This is a genomic window from Lysinibacillus sp. NPDC097279 (genome assembly GCF_044761745.1).
In the GTDB taxonomy this organism is placed as follows: domain Bacteria; phylum Bacillota; class Bacilli; order Bacillales_A; family Planococcaceae; genus Lysinibacillus.
Genome location: NZ_JBIWDA010000001.1, coordinates 280,123 through 302,208, shown reverse-complemented (window position 1 = coordinate 302,208; position 22,086 = coordinate 280,123). Strand labels below are relative to the sequence as shown.

Genomic DNA, 22,086 nt, shown 5'->3' with positions numbered 1-22,086 from the left:
ATGAAAATCGATTCTTCACTTCCATTAGAATATAGTACAGAGGAAAACCGCTTAAAGATTTTTGGTTTCTGGATCTTCCTTGGCGCCGAAATCATGTTATTCGCTACACTCTTTGCTGTCTATTTCACGCTACACAATCGTACAGGTAGCGGCCCAGATGGTGCTGAGATTTTCGAGTTAACACCAGTATTACTAGAAACATTTTTACTTCTAGCTAGTAGTTTTACAATCGGTCTTGGTGTACACGCTATGCGTCTTGGCAACAAAAAAGCAATGATGACATTCTTCATCATTACACTTATTTTAGGTCTTGGCTTCTTAGGTATTGAGATTGATGAGTTCGTCACTTATGTTCATGAAGGTGCAACAATTACAACAAGTGCATTTTTATCTTCATTAATGACTTTACTTGGTACGCACGGTGCCCACGTAACATTTGGTTTCTTCTGGGGTGTTGCAATTTTAATCCAAGTAGCACGACGTGGCTTAAACCCACAAACGGCTAACAAAGCGTTTATTTTCTCACTGTACTGGCACTTCCTAGACGTTGTTTGGATTTTCATCTTCAGCTTCGTCTACTTGAAAGGACTGATTAGCTAATGAAGGAACTATTCCCAAAACAACATGTGATGGGCTTCGGCTTCTCACTATTACTAACAGTTATCGCTTTAGCAGTTGTGAAATTTGATATGTCTTACAATATGGCATTTGCTATCCTATTAGTAACTGCACTTGCACAAGCAACTGTTCAATTAGTATTATTCATGCACATCGGTGAATCTGAAGATAAAAAAACATTATATACAACAATTTTATATTCAGTATTCGTAGCTGCTGTGACAGTCCTTGGTACATTATTTGCAATGATCTGGGGTTACTAATCAAAAGATCCGAGAAAATGATTTCATTTTCTCGGTCTTTTTTATTTGAATCTAGCAAAAAAACCAACCTTCAAAATTTCGAAGATTGGCTTCCGAGTTCCAAAATTAATTGTCACTAGCTTTATTAAGATGATTATTTTTTAAATTAGCGAACAATCAATACATCACATGATGCTAATCGGACGATACGCTCTGCTACTGAACCAAGCACCATCTTTTCTATTTGATTTAACCCCGTTGCACCACATACAAGTAAATCTACAGTTGGAAGTTGTGTAAGAATACTTTTCGGCGAACCAGTTTCCACATTAGCTAATGCTTCCGTTACACCTGCTGCTTGTGCTTCAATTCTTAACTTCTCTATTTTGGTAAAATTCTCTTCTTTTAATTTCTCAGCATACTTCAAGTCATATGCCGTAACAGCTCCGAACGACTTCGTGTCAATGACATTCACTAATTGTAATGTTGCCCCATACTCAATTGCCAATTTTATAGCTCGATCATAGGCTTTTAATGACTGTTTTGAAAAATCTATAGCTACTGCGATTGTCTTATAATTCATAGCTATCTTTCCCCCCTCATCTTTTCCAACCAATTCAACGTTTTCAAAATCATTATATCATAATGGTATTCGATATAGTTTATCGTCATTATTTAGTGGATTCCCACGTCCATCTGTATTATTGCTTACAAAATAAAGATATTGCTCGTCCACGAGAACATCTCGAATTCTCCCCAGCCCTGCTATCATTTCCCTTTGACTGTTCGTTTCAAGATCAAATTCCAAAACAGCCGCTCCTCTTAGCGCAGCAACGTACAATTTATTATCAAAATAATCGATGCCCGAAGGAGCCCAAGTGTTGCTACTTCCTGATGTAAACAACGGTGACCTCATTTTTTGTCGAGTCTCAATCCCTTCAATGATTGGCCAACCATAGTTTTGTCCTGCATCTATTTTGTTTATTTCATCATTGGCGCTATTGCCATGCTCACTTGCGAATAATGTGCCGTCTAACGACCACGTCAGTCCCTGCGGATTGCGATGTCCATAACTATAAACAAATGAATTTGGGAATGGATTATCAGAAGGAATCGTTCCATCTAAATTAATTCGTAAAATTTTCCCTTCTAATACGGACAGCTCTTGCGCTACAGAAGGTTGCAATGCATCCCCCACTGTTGCATAAAGCTTACCATCTGGCCCAATTTTAAGTCTCCCTCCATGATGAAAGGTACCACTTACTATTTCATCAATGAGCAAATGCTCTTCATGCCAAACATTCTCCTCTTGTCGAAGTGTCACTATCCGATTAAACTGCTTATTTCCATCGACATACGTATAATAAGCATACGCAAGTTTTGAATCAGAAAAATCAGGAGCAAGTACAAACCCTAATAATCCTGCTTCAGCGGCTGTCGCTAGTTCCTTTTTCAAATTGACATGTTGTCTCTCTATTTCTCCATCTTTAATTTTTACAATATACCCAGCTCTCTCCGTAATGTAAAACATATTTTTATATTTTTCGATAGCCCATGGTATGTTTAAATTATCGGCGATTACTTCTATGTTCTTATTGCTTTCTAGATTATCTGTAACATTCTCCAGCTTATGCATTGTAGGCTTTTGTTGTGTACTTGAGGAACAGCCTGACGCCAAAATCATTATTAACAACAAAAAAGTAATTCTTTTCTTCAATTGCTAACCCTCTTTCTGAAAGTTTTTTCGTCCACTTGCAATTTCTTATGTTAATCGTACATGATATATTTACTTCCTAATTAAATACCAATAAACTATTATGTACATATTTAACCAAAAAATGATATGAAAAGGAGAGCATCATGGAAGAAGTAAAAGTTGTCTATGCATTCATTAAAAACCTCGATCATCAAATTCTAATGGTTCATAATCACGAAGGTCATTGGTCGCTTCCTGGAGGAAAAGTTGAAGCAGGTGAAACACTATTTGAAGCGGCAATCCGCGAGGTTAAAGAAGAAACAGGCTATATTGTTGAAATAGGAAAGTTACTTTCAGTGAATGAGGCAAAAATTACGGGTCGGAATCATCATGCTTTGTTTTTCACTTTTGAAGCGCAAATAGTTGAAGGTGAGGAGGAACTAACATTACCTGATGAAATTTCACTCATTGAGTGGGCACCTAGCGATATTGCCAACATTAGAATGCCCTATTATATAGGTGGCGTGGATAATCTCAATCAAAATCACGCTCTTTATTACTATGAAGGAACAAAATAGCAAAGATTTTTCAACTGCAGGCTTCTTGTGTTTTAAGCATAATAAAAGCCACTACTTATTAAAAGTGTGACTACGTAATAATATAGGTGCAAAGGCTAGTGAAAATAAGGAAGAACTTTATCAGCCACTACCTTTTCACCAGCTTGTATCCATTTGCTTTTGTCATGTATATGGCCATCGTTATCCAGCGGTGTTTGGAATTGACTAGCCCCTGTCGCATCAAGCAATGAGCCTTCATCATAATCCAATCCCACGTTGATAACATGTTTAATAACAAAAGGGTTTTGAAAGCGGATTTGTGCATCATAAAAATCTAGTTCACCCTGTGTCACGATAAAAGGTACACGTAAATAAATTGTTTCGCCCCCCTCGCTCGATAAAATTGTATCAAAGCTCCCTTTGTGATACTCCCAATTGCCTCCAATTGTAAAACCATGTCTTTCAATTTGATCACGTAAATAACCAAAGGTAATTTCTTTACCGACAATATTAGATTCAATTTGTAACAATTGTATGCCCTCCCTTACTTTTGATTTCAGTCTATCCTAAAGAGAGGAAATACAAACAAATATATTCGACATGATGTGAAATACTTTGTCATAAGTCATTTTAATTTTAGAAATATCCTGAGGCTCATTTTAAGCCACCTCCCGTGCTTTCTATTACCTTTTTACCCGATGTTCGACAAAAGTGTCCTATAGCTATTAAAAATTTATATACGGGCTTGTAAACGACTTAAATAGAAAAGTTCTTTATTATATAAATTAAACCGACAAAAAAACTGTAGGTAAACTCAAATTTGAGTTTGCCTACAGTCTGTTATCGTTCGTTTAATTAAAAATTAAAGTTTTACGATGTTTGTAGCTTGAGGACCACGTTGGCCGTCTTCTACTGAAAATTCAACTTTTTGACCTTCGTCAAGTGATTTAAAACCTTCACCTTGGATAGCTGAGAAGTGAGCGAATACGTCGTTTCCGCCTTCTACTTCGATGAAACCGAAACCTTTTTCTGCGTTAAACCATTTTACTGTACCTTGTTGTGTCATTTAAATGACCTCCATTAATTGTATTTAATAATATCCGATTTCCTCAAAAGAAAAAAATTCACATATTACAAAAAGTACCGAACAAAACACGATAACTCTTTGTAACATGTGAATTATTGTTTCTGTGCAAACGATGTTATTAAATTTATTATATAATATAAAATCTCATTTGTCTAGCACTTATATAAAAAACTTTTTCGACTACACGCATAGTATAAAAAAACCCCATACAAATTTTTTATATGGGGCATGTAAATCATTATTTTTCCTCGTTAAACCATAGCTGATCTTGATTATCTACATCGCCATTATAATTGATTAAAATTTCTTCCCCAGCTTTAATATCCTTGTAAGCAAAGAAATCGAATGTCTGGTTTCTAAAATTAATCTCATACGTTGCATTCGGTTCATAAGAATGATTAAACAACATGCCATAGCCAAGAAGGATAGCAGATTGTCCTATTCCATATTCAAAAGCATAATCAGCAAGCAATGTTTGCTCAATGTATTGATGCTCTTCATTTGGATAGGAAATGACCGGTGCTTCGTGTAAAAGCGCTCCTTTTTGGATATCACATGTAGCAAATACCCCTCTATTGAATTCTCCATTGCTTAATGGAGATGATTTGATTTCAATCATGTTTTGTCTCCTAATCACTTTTAAAATATACTTACTAACTGTACCACTAATTTGGTCAATGAGCTCATTTTTTTAATCTTTTCGGTCAATTTTTTCAAATTAAATACATAAATTAGACATTTCATGCAATAAGAATAGCTGATACATAAAAAATTGTGCAGCATTCCTATTGAAAGGCGCTGCACAGTATCTTAGTTTTTATCTTTATTTTTTAATAGATGATTGATAATAACTATGATTATCATTAAACCAATAAAAGTACCCGTACGATCTGGTTCAATGGAAAAAAATGTTGGAAGAATAAATAAATTGACTATAAAGATTAAGGTAGCTAGCAACAATAAAAACTGATACATCATTTATTGTCCTCATTCCTTACTGTCTCCAAGGTACCCCTACAAGCTCATATATGTTCCCTGTTAAAGGGTTTCTCGCCATATGATATCCTATTCCGTATTGACCATTACCTGAAATCACTTTAAAACCAGCTCCAGCAAACCATAGAATTCCAGCAATAGCTGAAGCATAAGGAACAAATTTTGCAAGTTGATGTGTTCTTCTAATTATTGCACCAATGCCAGCAATTGCAGCTGTAGCTCCTGAAGCTACATCAATAATATCTGTTATTTTCTTTGTAATACATGAATCTAGATATAAAGAAGCTCTAGTTCCTGCCCAAGTTATTTCTCCACTTGTTTTTCCATGACAAGTTGCTCTTTTTAACCTAAACATATTGTTTGGTTTATTATCGTGCACCTCTTCTTCTGAATACTCTACTGTTTTTGTTCTAACTCCATTCTCGATTAAATATTTACTTACAGCTATTTTTTCATCTCTTGTATTCTCATTCAATACTAAACTTTCATATTCATAAAGAATTCCGTCATCTTCAATAATTGAAAATATAGTTTTTAATTCACTTGTTTCAATAAAGTTTAGATTTTTTAAAACTTCTTCTATTTCTTGATTGGTTATCTCAATATTTTGCTCAAAACTACTATTAGTCTCAGCCTTTCCAACGTAATTAAATATTGGTAATAATGTGGAAAGCAATAGATTTAATGATAACAAAATACATATTTTTTGTTTCATATAAAAAATCCCTCCCATAAAATACTTGTAAATATTATAAATTCTCATTCCGAATATTTCAATTTTTTTGCTAATTCAACTTTTTACTATAAGAGCGTTTTCGTTCAATCAGAAACACTTCTTTTAAAACAATGACTTTCCTAATAGACCACGCTACGATTGAATCCAATAATCGTAACGACCCTTTACTAAACCTTTCGCAATAATGTAGTCACCTGCGATTACAACATTTTTAAATGTTTCATAGCTACCTCTAATATTTAAATCCCTTTGGTCATAAATTTTTGTGACCATTTGCGGTTGGCCTTTGACATAAATTGTATCATTTACTTTTAGCGGGAACTGAATCGCAATAGTATGATTGTGTAGTTCGCTTTCTAAATGATACATTAGCTTCATATTTACAAGCGTGTAGCTTAGTTCACCTTCTATTTGTTTGCCACCGCTAATTTCGTCGTCATTTACAAGTTGCATATGTCCTTGCCAACGATTACTAGAAATCGGTGAAAACTCGGCTAAATAGTAATCTGGTGCTGTTTCTGATAAGGAAATCTTTTTCGTTGGGTCAAATAATAAGCTCGACGGTTCGGTTAAAGTTTGCAGTTCCTTATCAACGATTGGAGTCTTTGATAAAGCACTAGCAGGGAGGTATCCATATATTTTATTTGAAGACACATATGCACGACCATCTGCTGTTGTGAAATAGACTGCAACCGATATACCAGGTTTTAATGACTGACTTTGCCACCCAGGACGAACTGATAAATCAACGATCTGTTTTACATATTGGGTTGTGCCTTCAGGTAAATTCGAAACATAGTCTTGAGGTACAAATCCCCATATATAATCGATTGTCGTATCAGTTCTTGGATTGTATTCTACTTTGACATAATCACCACTTAGCTCGACCACTTTAAAAACAGCCCCATAGGGTGTATGCATAATAGTTTTTGCTGAACTATTCGGGGCTTCTTTAATAGAAACGCCTTTTGCTGAATTAGCAAAAATGGGTGTTCCTACAGTAAACTTCCCCCCAGATACTTGTTGTTGAATAGCTAACGGCACTTCCTTGTAAATAACTAAATCCGTTGCTTGTACACGATAGCCACCACTCATGTTATATACTTTGCCAACAGTCGAATACTCATGGCCATAAACGCGATAAAACTCTCCTTTTTTTACAATAAGCGAGACAAACGTACCGTCAGCATTTTTTTTATATATTTTCACGTCTTTAGAAAATGTTAATTTACCCGTTTGTCCTTTTGTAATCTCCGCTCCATCCCATATTACTTTTGCTTCAGTAATTGATTGGAAGCTTATACACATAATGAAAGTAATTAAAACAATCCACTTTTTCTTCACTTCTACCGCTCCTTCTAAACTATCTTTAGTTATTAAAAAGCAAAGGCTTCCTCAGTAAGAGAAAGCCTCGTTAACAATTATTACTTTAATAAATCTACATTGGCGTAATACATCAGTTCACTGAAAGCCATTTCCCTTTAAATTCTGCAACAGGGAGTGGACGGCTAAACAAGTACCCTTGAGCATAATCACAGCCAATCTCAGCCAAGAAGTGATATTCTTCCTTACCTTCTACGCCTTCAGCGATCACTTTCAAATCGAGTTGTTTGGCTATCGCTATAATGGTTTTTACGAGTGCCTTGTTCTCATCATCTTGATTCATGCCAATGACAAATGATTTATCAATTTTCAATGAATCGAGTGGATATTTATTTAAATAACTAAGGGATGAATACCCTGTTCCGAAATCATCCATCGATAAACTGATACCGAGTTTTTTTAATGCACATAATTTTTCAATCATCGACTCCGCATACATTGCGATACTTTCCGTTATCTCTAATACAATATAGGACGCATCCAATTCTGCTTTCTCAATGGCCATTTGGACATTTTCTACAAACGATGATTCAAGTAACTGCTTTACTGAAACATTTATACTTATTTTCAATTCCTTATTTGTTTCATGGTGCCAACGTGCAGTTTGTGTAATTGCCGTATTCAATACCCATTTACCGATAGGAATAATCATTCCTGTCTCTTCCATAATGGAAATAAATTCGTCTGGTGTTACTTGACCAAGTACCGCATTGTTCCATCTGATGAGAGATTCCATACCAATGATTTCATTCGTTCTTACATCTATAATGGGCTGATAATAAAGTTCAAATTCATCATTATCTAGTGCAGTACGTAATTGTTTTTCAATCATCATTTTACGATAGAAATGTTGTTGCATTTCGGAAGTAAATAATTGATAGTTATTTTTCCCTCTTTCTTTTACATAGTACATGGCTGTATCTGCATGCTTAATTAATGTATTGGCATCATAGCCATCATTCGGGAACGTGCTAATTCCTATACTTGGTGTAATGAAATACTCACTACCATCTATCCAAAAGCCTGAAATAAATTGTGCCAATAAGTCCTTAGCAAACGCTTCACTTTCATTCGCATCATAATAAGGAAGTAAAATTGTAAATTCATCTCCACCGAGACGATAAATGTTTGCCTTACGATGTTTTTCTTCTAGTAACCTTTCAATCCGTCTTGAAACTTCTACTAATAATAAATCGCCTACATCATGTCCAAGACTATCATTAATATATTTAAAGCGATCTAAATCAAAAAATAATATTGCATTGTCACTGCCCTCGATTTTAGCTTTTTCTAAAAGGGCAATTAAATCATCATTGAACATTCTTCTATTCGGTAATCCTGTTAAAGCATCATGATTCGCTTGAAATTTAATTTCATCTTCATATTGCTTACGTTCAGTAATATCTGTTGAAACAGCAAGTAACGTAGAACTATCATGTAATTGAATCGGTACTTTAACCGTTTGTACCCATATAACATCCCCAGATGCAGCTGTAATGGCTTCCTCTTTTATGAAATGTTTTTCTGGTAGCTTGAACATGTCTTTCTCAAGATCAAAGCACTCTTCCTCATTAGTCAAATCAATGAGTAAATCAGTATCTGTTTTTCCAATCATATCTTGAAAGCTCATACCCATTAACTGTGCGTAGGATTTATTCATTAAAGTATAACGACCATTTTCATCCTGTGCATAAATGTAATTCGGATTTAAATCAATAACTTTAAATAAAAACTGCTTTTGTTCATAAAGCTTTTTATTCATAGTTTTTACGATTTCAAGATGCATTCTGCTTGAAAGAATTAAGATCGAAATAGCAAAGACTAAAACAGCAATCGAACTTGGGTACAATCTTGTATTCGGAAACATATTTAAGTAGCCAATAGCAAACCCAATGGACGTGAAAATATTAAAATAAAACAAAAATGAACGTTCATTCTTGTTTTGTACATCTAAACTAATCAATAAACTAATAATGATACATACTATAAAAAGAAGGACATTAAAATTAAAAATCCATGAGAGCTCGCCATCTACTGGAAAATAAAATATGCTCGTATCCATTTGAATAAGTTCTAATTGACTAATGCCCTTAGAGCTCCATCCGATTATGTAACCAAGTAAAGCAAATGCATAAGATATAATGACGGTTGTTCGATTAACAAGATAACCCCACTTTTTTTGATATTCAATGGGTAGTATTTCTTGTACAATCGTATAACCTATATAAAAGATTGTTGGTGTTAACATAATAGACCCAAATCGAAACAGCTTGAAAAAGAACATTATCGTCTCTTCACTAAACAGTCGATATGCGTACAAAAACGAAACATCGATGTGCCAAAATGAGGCTAAAATAAGGAATAGAAAAATAATTTTAGAAAGTTTATTTTTTTTAAATAACACTAAAATTGTAATTCCAACACAAACGGGAATAAATGATAATAAAATTAAAAAAATAAAAAACATATAAAGAGCCTCCTATGTATGTGTCAGTAATAGACAAGCATTATTCCCGCTACTCCCATGAGTAGTAATACATACAGACTCTACCGCTTGATGTCTAGTTTCATAAACAATAGGTATGTCTTCAAACCCTTGCCCAGAGGTTTTAATCGTTGGAGGTATAAACCCGTATTCCATTGATAATAAAGATGCAATAATTTGCATCGCACCCATTGCACCAAATGTGTGCCCTATCATTCCTTTAATAGACGTAATAGGCACTTTAGAGCCAAATGTTTCTTTCAGAGTAAAGCGTTCTATCTGATCATTTACCTCTATCCCTAACGCCTGACTGTTTATATAGCTTGGTATAGTATCTCCGACTGTTTCTTGAAAAACGTCCAGCATATGTCTACCAGTGATATCAGAGCTTAATAGTTTTTGTCCTTCATTTCTTGAAATCACACGTTCAACTTTACCGTAGATTTTTTGTCCACGGCTGATGGCTGATTGTCTACGCTCTAAAACCATTACCCCAGCTCCCTCGGATAATACAAAGCCGCGATGCTGAGTTGAAAACGGCACACCAGCTTTTTCAATAGAACTTTCTAGCGAAAGTGATCTTATTTTTTTAAAGCCATTAACTGTCCATTGGCCTAAAGGAGCCTCAGTTCCTCCTACAATACAGGCATCAACACTTCCAGATTCTAATAGCTGTTTCCCTATTAATATAGCATCCAAACTAGCACTACAGCCTGTTGTTACTGTAAATGCAGAACCACACGAACCGATTGCTTCGGCAACAGAGCTTGAAAGTGTGTGCGTATCCACAAGGGAAACTCCATGAATGGGAAATTGCCTTAAATCAAAAGCTGCAGTAGCGTATTTTTCGATTTCAAGTATTGCTCCAGCGGATGTACCCATAATTACTGCAATACGATGTGGTTTAAAATCATCTAAATTTGACATTTCAGCTGCATCCAATGCAGCGGCAATCGCCATTCTTACAGAACGCGGATGACGATGATAACTTACCCCATTTATCTCCTTGAAACTTTCTTCAATCAAACCCGCTACGATATTAGTGTGAGGCTGATGAGCATTGTTTAAAATGCTTTGCGTACAAATACCTTTTTCTAATATATTTAAAAAGCTAAATTTATCTAAAATTCCAGGAGCTTTAATGCCATATCCTGTTATGACTATGTCGTCCAAATATATCACCTTCACACTTTAACTTTATTCCATTATATACAACTAAATCGGACATAGTCTATATTCGAAAGCCTTAAGTTCTAAGTAAGTGAGCTTTTTGGATAATTTGTATCACTTTTAAGCAAAATATCGCAATAATTTAAGGTAAAATCTTTCTATAAATATAATAAATTACAATACACAATAACAAAAATTGTGTAGCGCTTGTATTAATTGACGATTCTTTGGTTATATTCAACCCATTTTTCCATTTCTCTTTCGACCGCTCGATTTTGCCATTCAAACCAAATGCCACTACATTCACTGCAATGGCTTTCTACTCCACTTTTATGATGCCCATCTTTACATGTAAAGACCGTTTTTTTACGACAGCTATAGCAGTAAAGCTCTTTATCTTTAATAAATTCCAAGCAAAACAACTCCCACGTTTTTACATATAGTACTTTCCAAGTATTATGCAATTTAATCGTTTCGTTGATTTAAAATCGCTGTGGGATTATTAATGTATTCCCTTTAATTCTGTTGTAACAAAAAAAGCCCCTTCAATCATTAAAAGATTAAAAGGGCGTCCGAGAGCTTTCCTCAGTCGGAAGCTTTCTGCTAGCTAACAAGATTTAAATTTCTCTAGGTGGGATGATACCTGCAATAAGGAGGAGAAAGAAAACTAGCCCAATTAAGCAAAATAGTACGGAGGCAAAAAATATTGGGCCTTTCTTCGCGATATACTGCTCACTTTTTTGCATAATACCTGTTTGAGCAGTAACTTGCACTTCATTGAATCTAGCCATTGGACCACCACTACTCGAAAAGTAAAAAATACCACCTGCAATAGCAAAGCCAATAAAGAACATAATTTCGATAAAGCGAACGGAGAAAAATGATGCAATAAAGTACGTAATAACCGCTTCTACAACTAATGTCACAATCATAATAATGTAATCTTTCTTTCGCATATACAACTCCCCTTTTATCTTGTTAGTTTATATACGACTAAACTTGGTTTAAGTTCCAAATTTAAACAAAAAGTGCCTGGCACTCAAAAAAAAGCACTTCAAACCTTTAGATTAGGATTTGAAGTGCTTCCATTTATGTGCCTGACACTTTATTTGCTAGCTTTATACTCACTTAAAAATTCTTTCACTTTTGAGCTATCTGCTGTTAGCTTTAAGCCCGTGTCAACAAGTGGAGAAACTGTTGATACTGCTGGTTTTTTATTACCTTGATAGTAGCTAATAAATTCATCTTGGTTGATAGAGTAAAGAATTGCTTTACGTAAGTCTACTGATTTCGATACTTCGCGACCTTTTGGATTCACTAGTAAGTAAGAGACAGCATTGCTATCAGCTGTTTTTAAAGTTAAGTTAGCATCGCCTTTTACTACATCAATTTTAGTTTCTGGTACGGATTGTAATACGTCAATTTCACCATTACGAAGTGCAGATAGCGCACTGTCATTATCTTCAATAAAGCGAACACTTATGTTATTAATTTTCGGCTCGTTTTCTGTACCAACTTGGTAAGCAGGGTTTTTGACAAATGTTGCTTCGTAATCATTTTTTTGCACTAAAATGTAAGGACCAGATGCTGCTAAATGGTTTGCATATGTTGCCCCTTCTGTAACAGTTGCTTGGTCACCATATGCAACATTTACATTTGGATCATAGCTTGCTACGTCAAACGTATTAACCGCTTTAACCGCCGCTTCAGAGACGATTCCGCCTGATTGGTGCGCTAAATAATTTAGCACTTGCGGGAACGGATTTGGCGTTGTAATTTTTACAACTTGATATTTACCTGCTGCATTGTCGACACTCGCTTCATCCGTTACGACTTGCGCAATTGCTGCTGGTAGTTTATCTGATAATTCATCTAAAACTGACTTTCCGTCAGCTGTTTTCACAGATTCAAGTGAAGTAATATCTGAAACTACCTCTACGGAATCAATATTTTCATGAATTGAATATGTGCGGTGATCTGGTACCGAATTTTGGTCTTTCGCACGTTCTAATGAGAATACAACATCTTCAGCCGATACTAAATCACCAGTATCCACTGCTTTGCCATTTTCCACTTTAGCAAAATTAATATCATCACGTAGCACGAAATAGTACTCTTGGTTATTTTCAGAAATAGCATGATTATATGATAATGAACCATCCGATACTACTTCATCTGTATCCGATAAATTCACTAAACGAACATACATATTTGTATTTAACGTATTAATCGAACCGTCATTCCCTTTAATCGGATCAAGAGACGTTAATGAGCCTATTGATTGATGTAATACTAATGTGTCCGTTGCATTTTTGCCAGCATCCTTAAATGCAATTGATTCCCATGCTTGAGCACGTGATTTTGGTAATCGTACAGTATCTGGGTTTACTTTTTTCGAATAAATACCTTGGAATTTTTGAGAAATATATAACGGTGCAATATATGCATTATCAAATACTAATGCTTGCTCAAGCTCTTTATATTTCTCTTTTGCAGCATCGCCTGTTAAAGTACTTGCCTCATCAATTAATTTATCGACTGTCTCATCTGCAGTCACACTATAATCTCCACCAGTTTTAAATAAACCACGTACTGCATAGTCCGGATTTCCAGTTACAGTCGTCCAGCTAGAAATGGCAACATCATAGTTACCAGCATCCTTTTGTGCCGAGTAGGAACCGAAGTCTGGTTGAATATTTAACTTTACATCAAAGCCATTTTTCACTAGCTGATCGCGCACAATATTCATATCCTGCTCTTGTGCTGCCATACCTAGCACTTCAATAACGGGTTTTGTGCTCGCTGTATCTGACTTCTCACCTTTATTTTCAACATTCGATTTCGTTTCTACACACCCTGCCAAAGCGACCGCCGCAACGGTTGCTGATGCAGCAAGTGTAAATAATTTTTTGTTCATCTCTCTATTCCTCCAATTTATAAATTAGTTTGTTTTAGGATCCAGTGCATCACGTAACCCATCGCCGAAAAAGTTAAACGATAAGACGAGTAGCATTATGCATAATCCTGGGAAAATGGCTACATAAGAATTTGTTTCTAAATACGTACTGCCTACTTTTAAAATATTGCCCCACTCTGGTATATGTGGCTCGATTCCAAGTCCAAGAAAGCTTAAACTACTAGTTGAAATAACCGCGCCGCCAATTGTCAAAGTTGCTTTTACTATCATCGGAGCGAGAGAGTTCGGTACGATATGCTTAAAAATAATGGCAGCATCTGATACACCGAGTGCTCTTGCTGATTCTACAAATTCAAAATTGGCAATTTGCATAACATTCGCACGCATCGTTCTTGCGTATGTCGGGATTGCCCCTACGCTCAATGCAATAATTAAATTCACTGTGTTTGCGCCAAATGCTGCAATGATCGCAATCGCCAGTAAGATACCTGGGATCGCATATAAAATATCAAGCAACCGCATAATGATGTTATCTGTATTTTTTCCGTAATAGCCTGAAAATGCACCAAGTGCGCCTCCTATTACAGCAGGGATGATAGTTGAAAAGAACCCAACTATTAAAGAGATTTGAGCACCAAACACGATTCTTGAAAATAAATCTCTACCAAAGTTATCTGTCCCTAACGGATAATCCAAAGAAGGTGTTTGTAATAACGCACTATAATTATTTTGCACGGCAAAATCGTAATCAAATGTCCATGAGCTAACGACTGAAAGCGAGAACATAAATATAATGAAGAACATCCCGAAAACAGCCATCGTATTACGTAATATTTTATTCCATATTTTTTGCCATTTTTCAACAGCGGATGGATCCGTATTTCGTGCTTTTTTAATTAATGTCCAGCCGAGCAGGAATGAGAAAAGATTTCCTGTTAGCACTGGTAAAAGCAATATTACACCAAGTGGTATCATCCATTTAGGAGCATCGCTTACTGTAACATATCGCGCTACAAGTACCGCCATCACCGCATAAAGGACTGCGAGTAATAGAAATGCACCCATCGCTAATAAAAATGTATCCACCACATATGGTTTAAATAAATTTAATGCCGAAATAAGAAGTATAAAAATCTGCGTAATCAATGCATAGACAGCAAAAGTATATTCTGCTGTTTTATTTTTCGTTGCTAGCATAAAGCCAAAGCCTGCTGCAAATACATTACCTACTAAAACTGTTAGCATTAATGGATAACCAAGCAGACGCGTACGTGTTTGAATTTCTCGTTCTTTAGCTAAATCCTTTTTAATTTGTAACGTTGTAAGCCATATATATAATGTCGTACAGGCATAAATGACAAATATCGCAAGGACATAAGGTCGCCACACGCCATTAGCAAAATCAAAACTATTTAGTAAAAACAGCACTGAAAAAATAGCAGAAAAGGCAATAGTAAACTGTGCATTGACATATTCTTGCGTTATTTTCATAAGCAGCTTTACATTCGATATGAATTTCACAATATACCCTCTCCTAAGATTTCTTCATTTTTGAACGAATGCGTGGATCAAAGAACGCATATAGCACATCAATCACCATATTGACTATCGAAATAGTAATGGCAATATAGACAACCCCACCTAGAATGGCAGGTATATCAGGAATAAATTGTTTATCTACTATATAACTACCGATACCACTAATATTAAATACTTTTTCAGTAACAGAAGCGCCACCGAGCATACCGCCAAATAAAAGGCCTATTACGGTAACAATCGGAATCATCGCATTGCGAATCGCATGCTTTGTGATGACTTTACGCTCACTCAACCCTTTCGCTTTTGCTGTAATAATATAATCCTCATGAATTACTTCGAGCATGCTTGATCTTGTCATTCGTGCAATCGACGCTGTAATAGAAGTACCTAATACAACAACTGGCATGACAATGGATAACCAATTGTTAGGATTATAAGTAGCAGGGAACCATTGTAATTTTAATGAGAACGTTAAAATAAAAATGAGCCCTTGCCAGAAGCTTGGTATCGATAAACCAATAAGTGCAATAAACATAAACGCATAATCTGCAAATGAATTCGGTCGTACCGCTGAAATAATTCCAACAGGTATTGCGATCGCCACCGCCATTAATAATGAAAACAGCGCAATTTCTAATGTTACTGGAAACTTATTCATAATACTTTGCGTAATATTTTCTTTACCTTCAAATGAATTTCCTAAGTCAAACGTAAACAGTCCAGATAAGGAATGCCACAGCTGTACTAAATAGGGCTGATCTAATCCATATATTTTATTAAAATTCGCGACTTGTTCAGGTGTTGCCTCAATACCTAGCAAATTACGTGCTGGATCAAACGGCGATAAATATAAAATCGTAAATACTAATGTCGCCACTCCAACAATGACAAATGCACTTTGGAATAAACGTTCAACGATAAATCGACTAAACGCATTACTGCATAAAATTAAGAAACAATACATTAAAATACCAGGAATAAATGACACAGCTAAAAATATTGGCTTTTCGAGTAGTTCACTAAAATACTTTTTGTAAGATTGTTTTGCAATACTTTCACTTTCTAGTTTCTTTTCTACTTCTCTAGTAAGCTTTTGTTCAGTTAGTTGATTAACTACCGATGCAAGTTGCTGCTCATTCAGCGATTTATTAAAAAATGCTGCCTTCGTTTGTTCCTGCTGTCTATATTCCGCTTCCCATGCTTGAAGTTTCCCTTGCGAAATAAAATGTTCTTTCGTTTGTGCAAACAATTGAGCATATGAATGTTTATCTTTTTTTAACAAATATAAAAAATATGTAACAATATGCACTGGAAATCCTAGTAAAAATAACACAAAAGAATAACTATTTCTTCTTGTTATTTCATTAAAAATTCGCTTAAAATAATAATTTTCTTTAAACTTGCTAATATTCAGAAAATTATTCATGTATTTCCTCCTTTCTTCGCTTACTATAGTAGTAAGGTATGAAAATAAAATGAGATAATTTACTTTCCTTGCGTATATTGTACAATACCTACCTGTATAGTATAGTATGTATGAACGACTACAGTTCGTCAATAAGAATATTTGAAATTTATTAAAGGATGAGCATTCGATGAGCGAAAAAATTCTTGAAATACAAGATTTACGCGTTTCTTTTATTACAGGAGAAACTGAATTTGAAGCTGTAAAGGGCGTAAACTTTTACGTCAATAAAGGTGAAACGGTTGGCATTGTTGGAGAATCGGGAAGCGGTAAAAGTGTTACGGCTCGTTCCATTATGCGTCTTCTCCCATCCCCTCCCTCATTTTTAAAGTCAGGTACAATCCTATTCCAAGGGGAAAATTTGGTGACGCAATCTGAAAAGCAAATGGAGGCAATCCGAGGAAAAGATATTAGTATGATTTTCCAAGACCCTATGACATCTACGAACCCAACAATTCGCGTTGGTGAGCAGATTGCGGAAGGCTTAATGAAGCATCAAAAAATGTCTAAAAAGGAAGCATACGAAAAAACGATTGAATTATTAAAATTAGTTGGCATTAAAAATAGTGAGGAGCGTTATCAGCAATATCCACATGAGTTTAGTGGTGGTATGCGTCAACGTGTCATGATTACGATGGCCCTTGCCTGCAACCCCTCCCTCTTAATTGCAGACGAACCAACTACTGCGCTAGATGTTACAATTCAAGCTCAAATTTTAAGTATTATGAAGCAAATGCAAGAGCGTCTAGGAACATCTATTATTTTAATTACACATGATTTAGGTGTTGTTGCAGGTATGTGCGATCGTGTCATTGTCATGAAAGAGGGAGAAATTGTTGAGGAGGGAACTACGGAAGAGATATTTGCGAATCCGCAGCATCCCTATACGAAGAAGCTATTAAACGCGCTACCAAAGCTGCATGAAAAGAAAGAACCAAAACAGCCACCTAATATCGAAGATGGTACAGATTTAAATGTACCGCTAATTGAAGTACGCAATTTATCCAAGCATTTCGATTTAAAGAAAGGGGAAATTTTAAAAGCAGTAGATGATTTATCATTCCGTATTTATCCTGGTGAGACACTGGGGCTCGTAGGAGAATCTGGTTCAGGTAAGTCAACAACAGGACGCACGATTTTACAGCTCCACGCACCAACAGAAGGAGAAGTATTGTATAAAGGGGTGCCTGTCACTCGCTTAACTAAAAATGAATTAAAGAGTATGCGTCGTCATATGCAAATCATTTTTCAAGATCCGTACTCGTCACTAAACCCCCGAAAAAAGGTGCTTGATATTATCGGGGAGGCACTTGATGTACATAAATTAACGAAATCCGCTGAGCAACGACGCACACGCATAGAAGAATTACTCGAACTAGTAGGCTTAAAAAAGGAGCATGCTTTACGCTACCCACATGAATTTAGTGGTGGGCAACGACAACGTATTGGTATTGCCCGCGCTTTAGCAGTCGAACCGAATTTTATTGTATGTGATGAACCACTCTCTGCCTTAGATGTTTCGATTCAAAAGCAAGTTGTAGACCTATTGAAAGAATTACAACAACGCTTAGGATTGACGTATTTATTTATCGCACATGATTTGTCGATGGTGAAACATATTAGTGATCGCGTTGCTGTAATGTACGGAGGAAAAATCGTGGAATTAGCGGAGAGTGAAGAACTCTATGCAAACCCACAGCATCCTTATACTAAAATGCTACTACAATCTATTCCAATTCCAGACCCAGCAATTGAAAAACAGAAGAAACGCCAGGTCATGTCAGAGGAAGAGTTGATGACCAATCGTTTTAACTTAGACAATACACAGCTTGTGGAAGTGTCTAAAGATCACTGGGTAGCGAAGTAACGAATAAGAGTGCCAGTCACTCAAACAATTCTGAATTTTTTGTCCGAGTAAAAATCCACTTTAACTTCTGCGGAACAACGGAACGTAAGACGCAACAAAGCGCGTTTAAGCAAGTTGCGTCTTACATCGTGCCCGCGGAAAGTTGAGTGGTTTTTTTTACTTTAGAAGCGCTTGAATGGATTTAATTTACCCCTTCTTAATATGACTAGGCATGATTTATCGTTTCTAAATTATCTTTAGTAAAACTCAAATATTTTGACGTAATAGTAATTTGTTGATTGTGCATTATAATGTCTGATTTTTTAAGTCCTCTATTGATTTTATGAATTTTGCTAATTCAATTGAATGATTTTCTTTCTCCCACAAAATATAACTAGTTTAAATTTTTAATGGATAAACACCCCCCCACTTCTTTGCAAAATACATATTATACATTGAAGAAAGGAGGGAATTTTCCATGGGATACTACGGAAATGCAGGCAATTGGAACAATAATTGTTGTGGAGTAAATAACTATGATTATGGTAATAACAATAACGGTTCAACATTCGTACTAATTGTTGTACTATTTATTCTTTTAATTATTGTCGGCGCTACTTTCATCAGTAATGGAGATGATTGCTAATACTATTATCCAAATGTAATGCACCTCTCTAACACAAAGGGTTGCTCCCAGCCTGGTAACCCTTTTAATCTAATTCTTGCTCCGACACCTTTCATTTAGATATGAAGTAACTCAAATAGACGAGCTAAAATTTTTTATACTTATAATGAAACCAGTCACCATTGTAAATTTTGCATTGGTCACTGGTTTGATTTTTTATTTTGCTATTTACTTAATTTTATTTCTTCCATCCTACTGCAATATCATTCGAAGAAAATTCCATAACCAATTGAATTTGAGGTGCATAAATATATTTATCCCAATGCCTCACTTCCTCGACTCTATGAAGAATATTAACCAATTTTGTTTTAATCACATGTTGAGCATTCAAGTTAATAATATAACAATATGTATGATGTTCTTTATGATTTTTCATCACTAATTCTGCTAATGCACTTTCATAGTCAACAAAGTTAGAAAATATCGTTTTGTAAAACATACGTGTCCAGTCAATTCCCGAGTGACAAAATGGGAACTCTTCAAATAAATCATCGGTGATTTTTTTAGAAGCTTCTTTTGATAAAATGGCTACTTCCTCTTCAAAACGAATATTTGGAAATAACTCATTTACTTCCTCTACAACTATTTCATAGACTCTTTGTTCCTCCGCCTCCTTTCTTTTTTCGTTTTGCTGTGCTAACAATTCCTTTAAACGTTCCTTTTTATCTTTCATCCTATTCGTCCTTACTATCTGTTCAATTTGCTATTTTAAAAAATAAAAAAGAGCTGTCTCAACAGCTCAAAATGATTAAACCCTAAGCGAGCCACGGAAGCCTCTTGCAGCATAGTAGGAATCTGCTCCATTATGATACATAAAGACAGTGTCGTAGCGACGATCGCAAAAGATGGCCCCGCCAAGTTTTCTAATATTGTCAGGTGTTTGCACCCAACTTGACGTTTTCAAATCGAAATTCCCTAGTTCCTGTAACTTGCGATATTGGTCCTCTGTTAAAAGTTCAATGCCCATAGCATTTGCCAAATCGATTACAGTATTTTCTGGTTGATGCTTTTTTCTTGATTCCAATGCTTCACGATCGTAACAAAAGCTTCTACGACCTTTAGGGCTTTCCGTTGCACAATCGTAAAAAATGTACTCGTCCGAATTTTTGTCATACTCGACAACATCGGGCTCACCGCCTGTCACTTCCATTTCATTTAGTGACCATAGTTTTTCCGTATTAGCTTCTAGCTTAGCTTGTACTTTAGCCCAGTCAAGACCTTGATGGCGGTCCATATTTTTCTCGAATCGGTCTTGCAACGTTTTCAGTAGTTCCTCATGCTGCTCAATTGATAACTCTTTCGTTGGCATATTCATTTCCCCCATATCAAAATTGTCCTAGTTGATTATTTAAAAAGATTATAAATGCATTTTGAACTTTATCCTTCTTTATCAATCTTTTCACACGATGTGTACTTTGCAAATATTTTCTTACTTTTCTATTTACGAAAAATAGCTTTCGATATTTTTCTTCATTATAAATAACTTCGAACCAAAATTCATTTTTTAACAATTCAATATTTCTATCGATTTTTCGTGTATTTAAAGCAATACTACCATTAGGGATGAAAGCTGCAAGTAAATCTTCTATCAATTCATTTATCCCACCTTGAAAATTACTTTCATTTATCTATATAAAATAACCTGTTTCTTCTTCGTTTTCAACAACTTGCTGTCATCGACAGTGGTTTATTCGTGACTGTTATTCGTATAAAAGAGAACTAAACAATCTCAATTGATAGTGATTTTTCTAATTTAAGAGGCGACGAAATAAAAGGCACTTACAACTTAGTAAGTGCCTTTTCATGAATTCCATATTATGTGTAGGTATTTATCCCTTTAAATTAATCCGTTAGGAGACGTAGACCATTTTTGTAGATGTTCAGAACTTATACTATAAGAAACAACTTTCTCTTTGTATTTCTTCACAACATCAACGTGATTATCGTAATTAAAAACAAAAAAATGAATATCTTCTTTTTTGCCTTTATTTACGTTAATAACAAAAGGCGTTACATTCGATTCTGGCTCTAAAAATAATTTTTCATTGCCTGGAAAGATATAATGCTTTTTTAAAAAGGAAGCCTCATTAAAATAGCCAGTAAATCTATTTTTATCTTCTTCTTCTAAATTCTTTCCATTGTAGGTTACCGTCACATCTTTTGAATCCAGTTTTTTATGAAGTTCAAATTTACTTACTGTCCATCCCACAACGATACTTGGTGGACTCATTATCAATTTAACAATAGATCCAATAACGATTGTAATAACTAAACCCCATGTCATAGCATATCAACTCTTTCAATCATTTTATTATTTTTATATATAGCAAATAATTTTATCACCTTCATTGCCATCGTTTCACTAAATGCCTAGATGCATCATCCACTTCTCAATTCTAAAGGAATTATAGTGAATCGTACCATCCAATTGGAGGGTTTTTTGACCATCCATTTATTTTGAAACTAAACTAAAATCATTTTTTTGCTCTATTCAAAACCATACCATACAAGCTTTGAATATCAAATGAAAGTATTGTGACATAATAAAAACAGAGCCATCCTCCAACCTGAGGATTGGAGGATGGCTCTATTTCTTTCATTTTAAGCTTAAGTGGCGATGTCTTTAAAACATAAAATGAACGCGGTATAAAATATAATAAAAGG

23 protein-coding genes are annotated in these 22,086 nt (G+C 35.2%); 5 read left to right on the top strand and 18 right to left on the bottom strand.

Going from position 1 to position 22,086, the window contains the following annotated elements:
• Positions 1–600 (top strand): cytochrome aa3 quinol oxidase subunit III, encoded by a 600-nt coding sequence (gene qoxC / locus ACIQ1H_RS01410; RefSeq protein ID WP_172772237.1) that lies wholly within the window; start codon positions 1–3, stop codon positions 598–600.
• Complete coding sequence (qoxD, locus tag ACIQ1H_RS01405) at positions 600–881, top strand: cytochrome aa3 quinol oxidase subunit IV (RefSeq protein ID WP_172772238.1); 282 nt, start codon at positions 600–602, stop codon at positions 879–881. The genes qoxC and qoxD overlap by 1 nt, the downstream gene beginning before the upstream one ends.
• A 145-nt stretch (positions 882–1,026) precedes the next feature.
• Here qoxD and ACIQ1H_RS01400 read toward each other — a convergent pair whose 3' ends face one another.
• Positions 1,027–1,443: a universal stress protein gene (locus ACIQ1H_RS01400; RefSeq protein WP_402885986.1), complete on the bottom strand. Its 417-nt coding sequence runs from the start codon at positions 1,441–1,443 to the stop codon at positions 1,027–1,029.
• Between the two features lie 57 nt (positions 1,444–1,500).
• Positions 1,501–2,577 (bottom strand): PQQ-dependent sugar dehydrogenase, encoded by a 1,077-nt coding sequence (locus tag ACIQ1H_RS01395; protein ID WP_402885984.1) that lies wholly within the window; start codon positions 2,575–2,577, stop codon positions 1,501–1,503.
• Between the two features lie 143 nt (positions 2,578–2,720).
• Between ACIQ1H_RS01395 and ACIQ1H_RS01390 the strand changes: the two genes are divergently transcribed.
• Positions 2,721–3,134 carry an NUDIX hydrolase gene (locus ACIQ1H_RS01390; RefSeq protein ID WP_402885982.1) on the top strand — a complete coding sequence of 138 codons (414 nt, stop codon included), beginning with the start codon at positions 2,721–2,723 and terminating at the stop codon, positions 3,132–3,134.
• A gap of 95 nt (positions 3,135–3,229) precedes the next feature.
• On the opposite strand, the gene ACIQ1H_RS01385 is transcribed toward ACIQ1H_RS01390, so the two are convergent.
• The 12 genes from ACIQ1H_RS01385 to ACIQ1H_RS01330 form a co-directional block, all read right to left on the bottom strand.
• Positions 3,230–3,643 (bottom strand): YugN family protein, encoded by a 414-nt coding sequence (locus ACIQ1H_RS01385; protein WP_172772241.1) that lies wholly within the window; start codon positions 3,641–3,643, stop codon positions 3,230–3,232.
• A 332-nt stretch (positions 3,644–3,975) separates the two neighbouring features.
• Complete coding sequence (locus ACIQ1H_RS01380; protein ID WP_038187584.1) at positions 3,976–4,179, bottom strand: cold-shock protein; 204 nt, start codon at positions 4,177–4,179, stop codon at positions 3,976–3,978.
• Between the two features lie 259 nt (positions 4,180–4,438).
• On the bottom strand, positions 4,439–4,819 hold the full coding sequence (locus tag ACIQ1H_RS01375; RefSeq protein WP_402885980.1) for an SET domain-containing protein: 381 nt from the start codon (positions 4,817–4,819) through the stop codon (positions 4,439–4,441).
• A 375-nt stretch (positions 4,820–5,194) separates the two neighbouring features.
• Positions 5,195–5,911 carry a hypothetical protein gene (locus tag ACIQ1H_RS01370; protein WP_402885978.1) on the bottom strand — a complete coding sequence of 239 codons (717 nt, stop codon included), beginning with the start codon at positions 5,909–5,911 and terminating at the stop codon, positions 5,195–5,197.
• Between the two features lie 153 nt (positions 5,912–6,064).
• Positions 6,065–7,276, bottom strand: coding sequence for a hypothetical protein (locus ACIQ1H_RS01365; protein WP_402885976.1), 1,212 nt, complete (start codon positions 7,274–7,276; stop codon positions 6,065–6,067).
• 112 nt (positions 7,277–7,388) lie between these two features.
• Positions 7,389–9,782, bottom strand: a complete 2,394-nt coding sequence (locus ACIQ1H_RS01360; RefSeq protein ID WP_402885974.1) for a sensor domain-containing protein — start codon at positions 9,780–9,782, stop codon at positions 7,389–7,391.
• Positions 9,783–9,794: 12 nt separating this feature from the next.
• On the bottom strand, positions 9,795–10,973 hold the full coding sequence (locus tag ACIQ1H_RS01355) for a beta-ketoacyl synthase N-terminal-like domain-containing protein (RefSeq protein WP_402885972.1): 1,179 nt from the start codon (positions 10,971–10,973) through the stop codon (positions 9,795–9,797).
• Between the two features lie 209 nt (positions 10,974–11,182).
• Complete coding sequence (locus ACIQ1H_RS01350) at positions 11,183–11,383, bottom strand: hypothetical protein (RefSeq protein ID WP_172772247.1); 201 nt, start codon at positions 11,381–11,383, stop codon at positions 11,183–11,185.
• Positions 11,384–11,587: 204 nt separating this feature from the next.
• Positions 11,588–11,926, bottom strand: coding sequence for a hypothetical protein (locus ACIQ1H_RS01345; RefSeq protein WP_337980688.1), 339 nt, complete (start codon positions 11,924–11,926; stop codon positions 11,588–11,590).
• A 149-nt stretch (positions 11,927–12,075) separates the two neighbouring features.
• Positions 12,076–13,887, bottom strand: a complete 1,812-nt coding sequence (locus ACIQ1H_RS01340) for an ABC transporter substrate-binding protein (protein WP_402885969.1) — start codon at positions 13,885–13,887, stop codon at positions 12,076–12,078.
• Positions 13,888–13,911: 24 nt separating this feature from the next.
• Positions 13,912–15,408, bottom strand: coding sequence for an ABC transporter permease (locus tag ACIQ1H_RS01335; RefSeq protein WP_402885967.1), 1,497 nt, complete (start codon positions 15,406–15,408; stop codon positions 13,912–13,914).
• A 13-nt stretch (positions 15,409–15,421) separates the two neighbouring features.
• Positions 15,422–16,852 carry an ABC transporter permease gene (locus ACIQ1H_RS01330; RefSeq protein WP_402885965.1) on the bottom strand — a complete coding sequence of 477 codons (1,431 nt, stop codon included), beginning with the start codon at positions 16,850–16,852 and terminating at the stop codon, positions 15,422–15,424.
• A 169-nt stretch (positions 16,853–17,021) separates the two neighbouring features.
• Between ACIQ1H_RS01330 and ACIQ1H_RS01325 the strand changes: the two genes are divergently transcribed.
• Both ACIQ1H_RS01325 and ACIQ1H_RS01320 read left to right on the top strand, forming a co-directional pair.
• Positions 17,022–18,758 carry an ABC transporter ATP-binding protein gene (locus ACIQ1H_RS01325; protein ID WP_402885963.1) on the top strand — a complete coding sequence of 579 codons (1,737 nt, stop codon included), beginning with the start codon at positions 17,022–17,024 and terminating at the stop codon, positions 18,756–18,758.
• A 457-nt stretch (positions 18,759–19,215) separates the two neighbouring features.
• Positions 19,216–19,383: a YjcZ family sporulation protein gene (locus ACIQ1H_RS01320; RefSeq protein WP_172772253.1), complete on the top strand. Its 168-nt coding sequence runs from the start codon at positions 19,216–19,218 to the stop codon at positions 19,381–19,383.
• Between the two features lie 217 nt (positions 19,384–19,600).
• On the opposite strand, the gene ACIQ1H_RS01315 is transcribed toward ACIQ1H_RS01320, so the two are convergent.
• From ACIQ1H_RS01315 to ACIQ1H_RS01300, 4 genes are all read right to left on the bottom strand, one after another.
• Positions 19,601–20,095, bottom strand: a complete 495-nt coding sequence (locus tag ACIQ1H_RS01315) for a CDI toxin immunity protein (RefSeq protein WP_402885961.1) — start codon at positions 20,093–20,095, stop codon at positions 19,601–19,603.
• A gap of 75 nt (positions 20,096–20,170) precedes the next feature.
• Positions 20,171–20,737: a DUF4256 domain-containing protein gene (locus ACIQ1H_RS01310; RefSeq protein WP_402888519.1), complete on the bottom strand. Its 567-nt coding sequence runs from the start codon at positions 20,735–20,737 to the stop codon at positions 20,171–20,173.
• A 10-nt stretch (positions 20,738–20,747) separates the two neighbouring features.
• The gene (locus ACIQ1H_RS01305; protein WP_402885959.1) at positions 20,748–21,014 is read right to left on the bottom strand and encodes a hypothetical protein; all 267 of its coding nucleotides are present in this window, start codon (positions 21,012–21,014) and stop codon (positions 20,748–20,750) included.
• A 245-nt stretch (positions 21,015–21,259) separates the two neighbouring features.
• Positions 21,260–21,706, bottom strand: coding sequence for a YfmQ family protein (locus ACIQ1H_RS01300; protein ID WP_172772256.1), 447 nt, complete (start codon positions 21,704–21,706; stop codon positions 21,260–21,262).
• Positions 21,707–22,086: the final 380 nt, after the last annotated feature.

Excerpts from the sequence above, each read along its gene's own strand:
- qoxC (WP_172772237.1), top strand. The coding sequence starts at position 1 with ATGAAAATCGATTCTTCACTTCCATTAGAATATAGTACAGAGGAAAAC.
- qoxD (WP_172772238.1), top strand. The coding sequence starts at position 600 with ATGAAGGAACTATTCCCAAAACAACATGTGATGGGCTTCGGCTTCTCA.
- ACIQ1H_RS01400 (WP_402885986.1), bottom strand. The coding sequence starts at position 1,443 with ATGAATTATAAGACAATCGCAGTAGCTATAGATTTTTCAAAACAGTCA.
- ACIQ1H_RS01390 (WP_402885982.1), top strand. The coding sequence starts at position 2,721 with ATGGAAGAAGTAAAAGTTGTCTATGCATTCATTAAAAACCTCGATCAT.
- ACIQ1H_RS01380 (WP_038187584.1), bottom strand. The coding sequence starts at position 4,179 with ATGACACAACAAGGTACAGTAAAATGGTTTAACGCAGAAAAAGGTTTC.
- ACIQ1H_RS01375 (WP_402885980.1), bottom strand. The coding sequence starts at position 4,819 with ATGATTGAAATCAAATCATCTCCATTAAGCAATGGAGAATTCAATAGA.
- ACIQ1H_RS01370 (WP_402885978.1), bottom strand. The coding sequence starts at position 5,911 with ATGAAACAAAAAATATGTATTTTGTTATCATTAAATCTATTGCTTTCC.
- ACIQ1H_RS01360 (WP_402885974.1), bottom strand. The coding sequence starts at position 9,782 with ATGTTTTTTATTTTTTTAATTTTATTATCATTTATTCCCGTTTGTGTT.
- ACIQ1H_RS01345 (WP_337980688.1), bottom strand. The coding sequence starts at position 11,926 with ATGCGAAAGAAAGATTACATTATTATGATTGTGACATTAGTTGTAGAA.
- ACIQ1H_RS01340 (WP_402885969.1), bottom strand. The coding sequence starts at position 13,887 with ATGAACAAAAAATTATTTACACTTGCTGCATCAGCAACCGTTGCGGCG.
- ACIQ1H_RS01330 (WP_402885965.1), bottom strand. The coding sequence starts at position 16,852 with ATGAATAATTTTCTGAATATTAGCAAGTTTAAAGAAAATTATTATTTT.
- ACIQ1H_RS01325 (WP_402885963.1), top strand. The coding sequence starts at position 17,022 with ATGAGCGAAAAAATTCTTGAAATACAAGATTTACGCGTTTCTTTTATT.
- ACIQ1H_RS01320 (WP_172772253.1), top strand. The coding sequence starts at position 19,216 with ATGGGATACTACGGAAATGCAGGCAATTGGAACAATAATTGTTGTGGA.
- ACIQ1H_RS01315 (WP_402885961.1), bottom strand. The coding sequence starts at position 20,095 with ATGAAAGATAAAAAGGAACGTTTAAAGGAATTGTTAGCACAGCAAAAC.
- ACIQ1H_RS01310 (WP_402888519.1), bottom strand. The coding sequence starts at position 20,737 with ATGAATATGCCAACGAAAGAGTTATCAATTGAGCAGCATGAGGAACTA.
- ACIQ1H_RS01300 (WP_172772256.1), bottom strand. The coding sequence starts at position 21,706 with ATGACATGGGGTTTAGTTATTACAATCGTTATTGGATCTATTGTTAAA.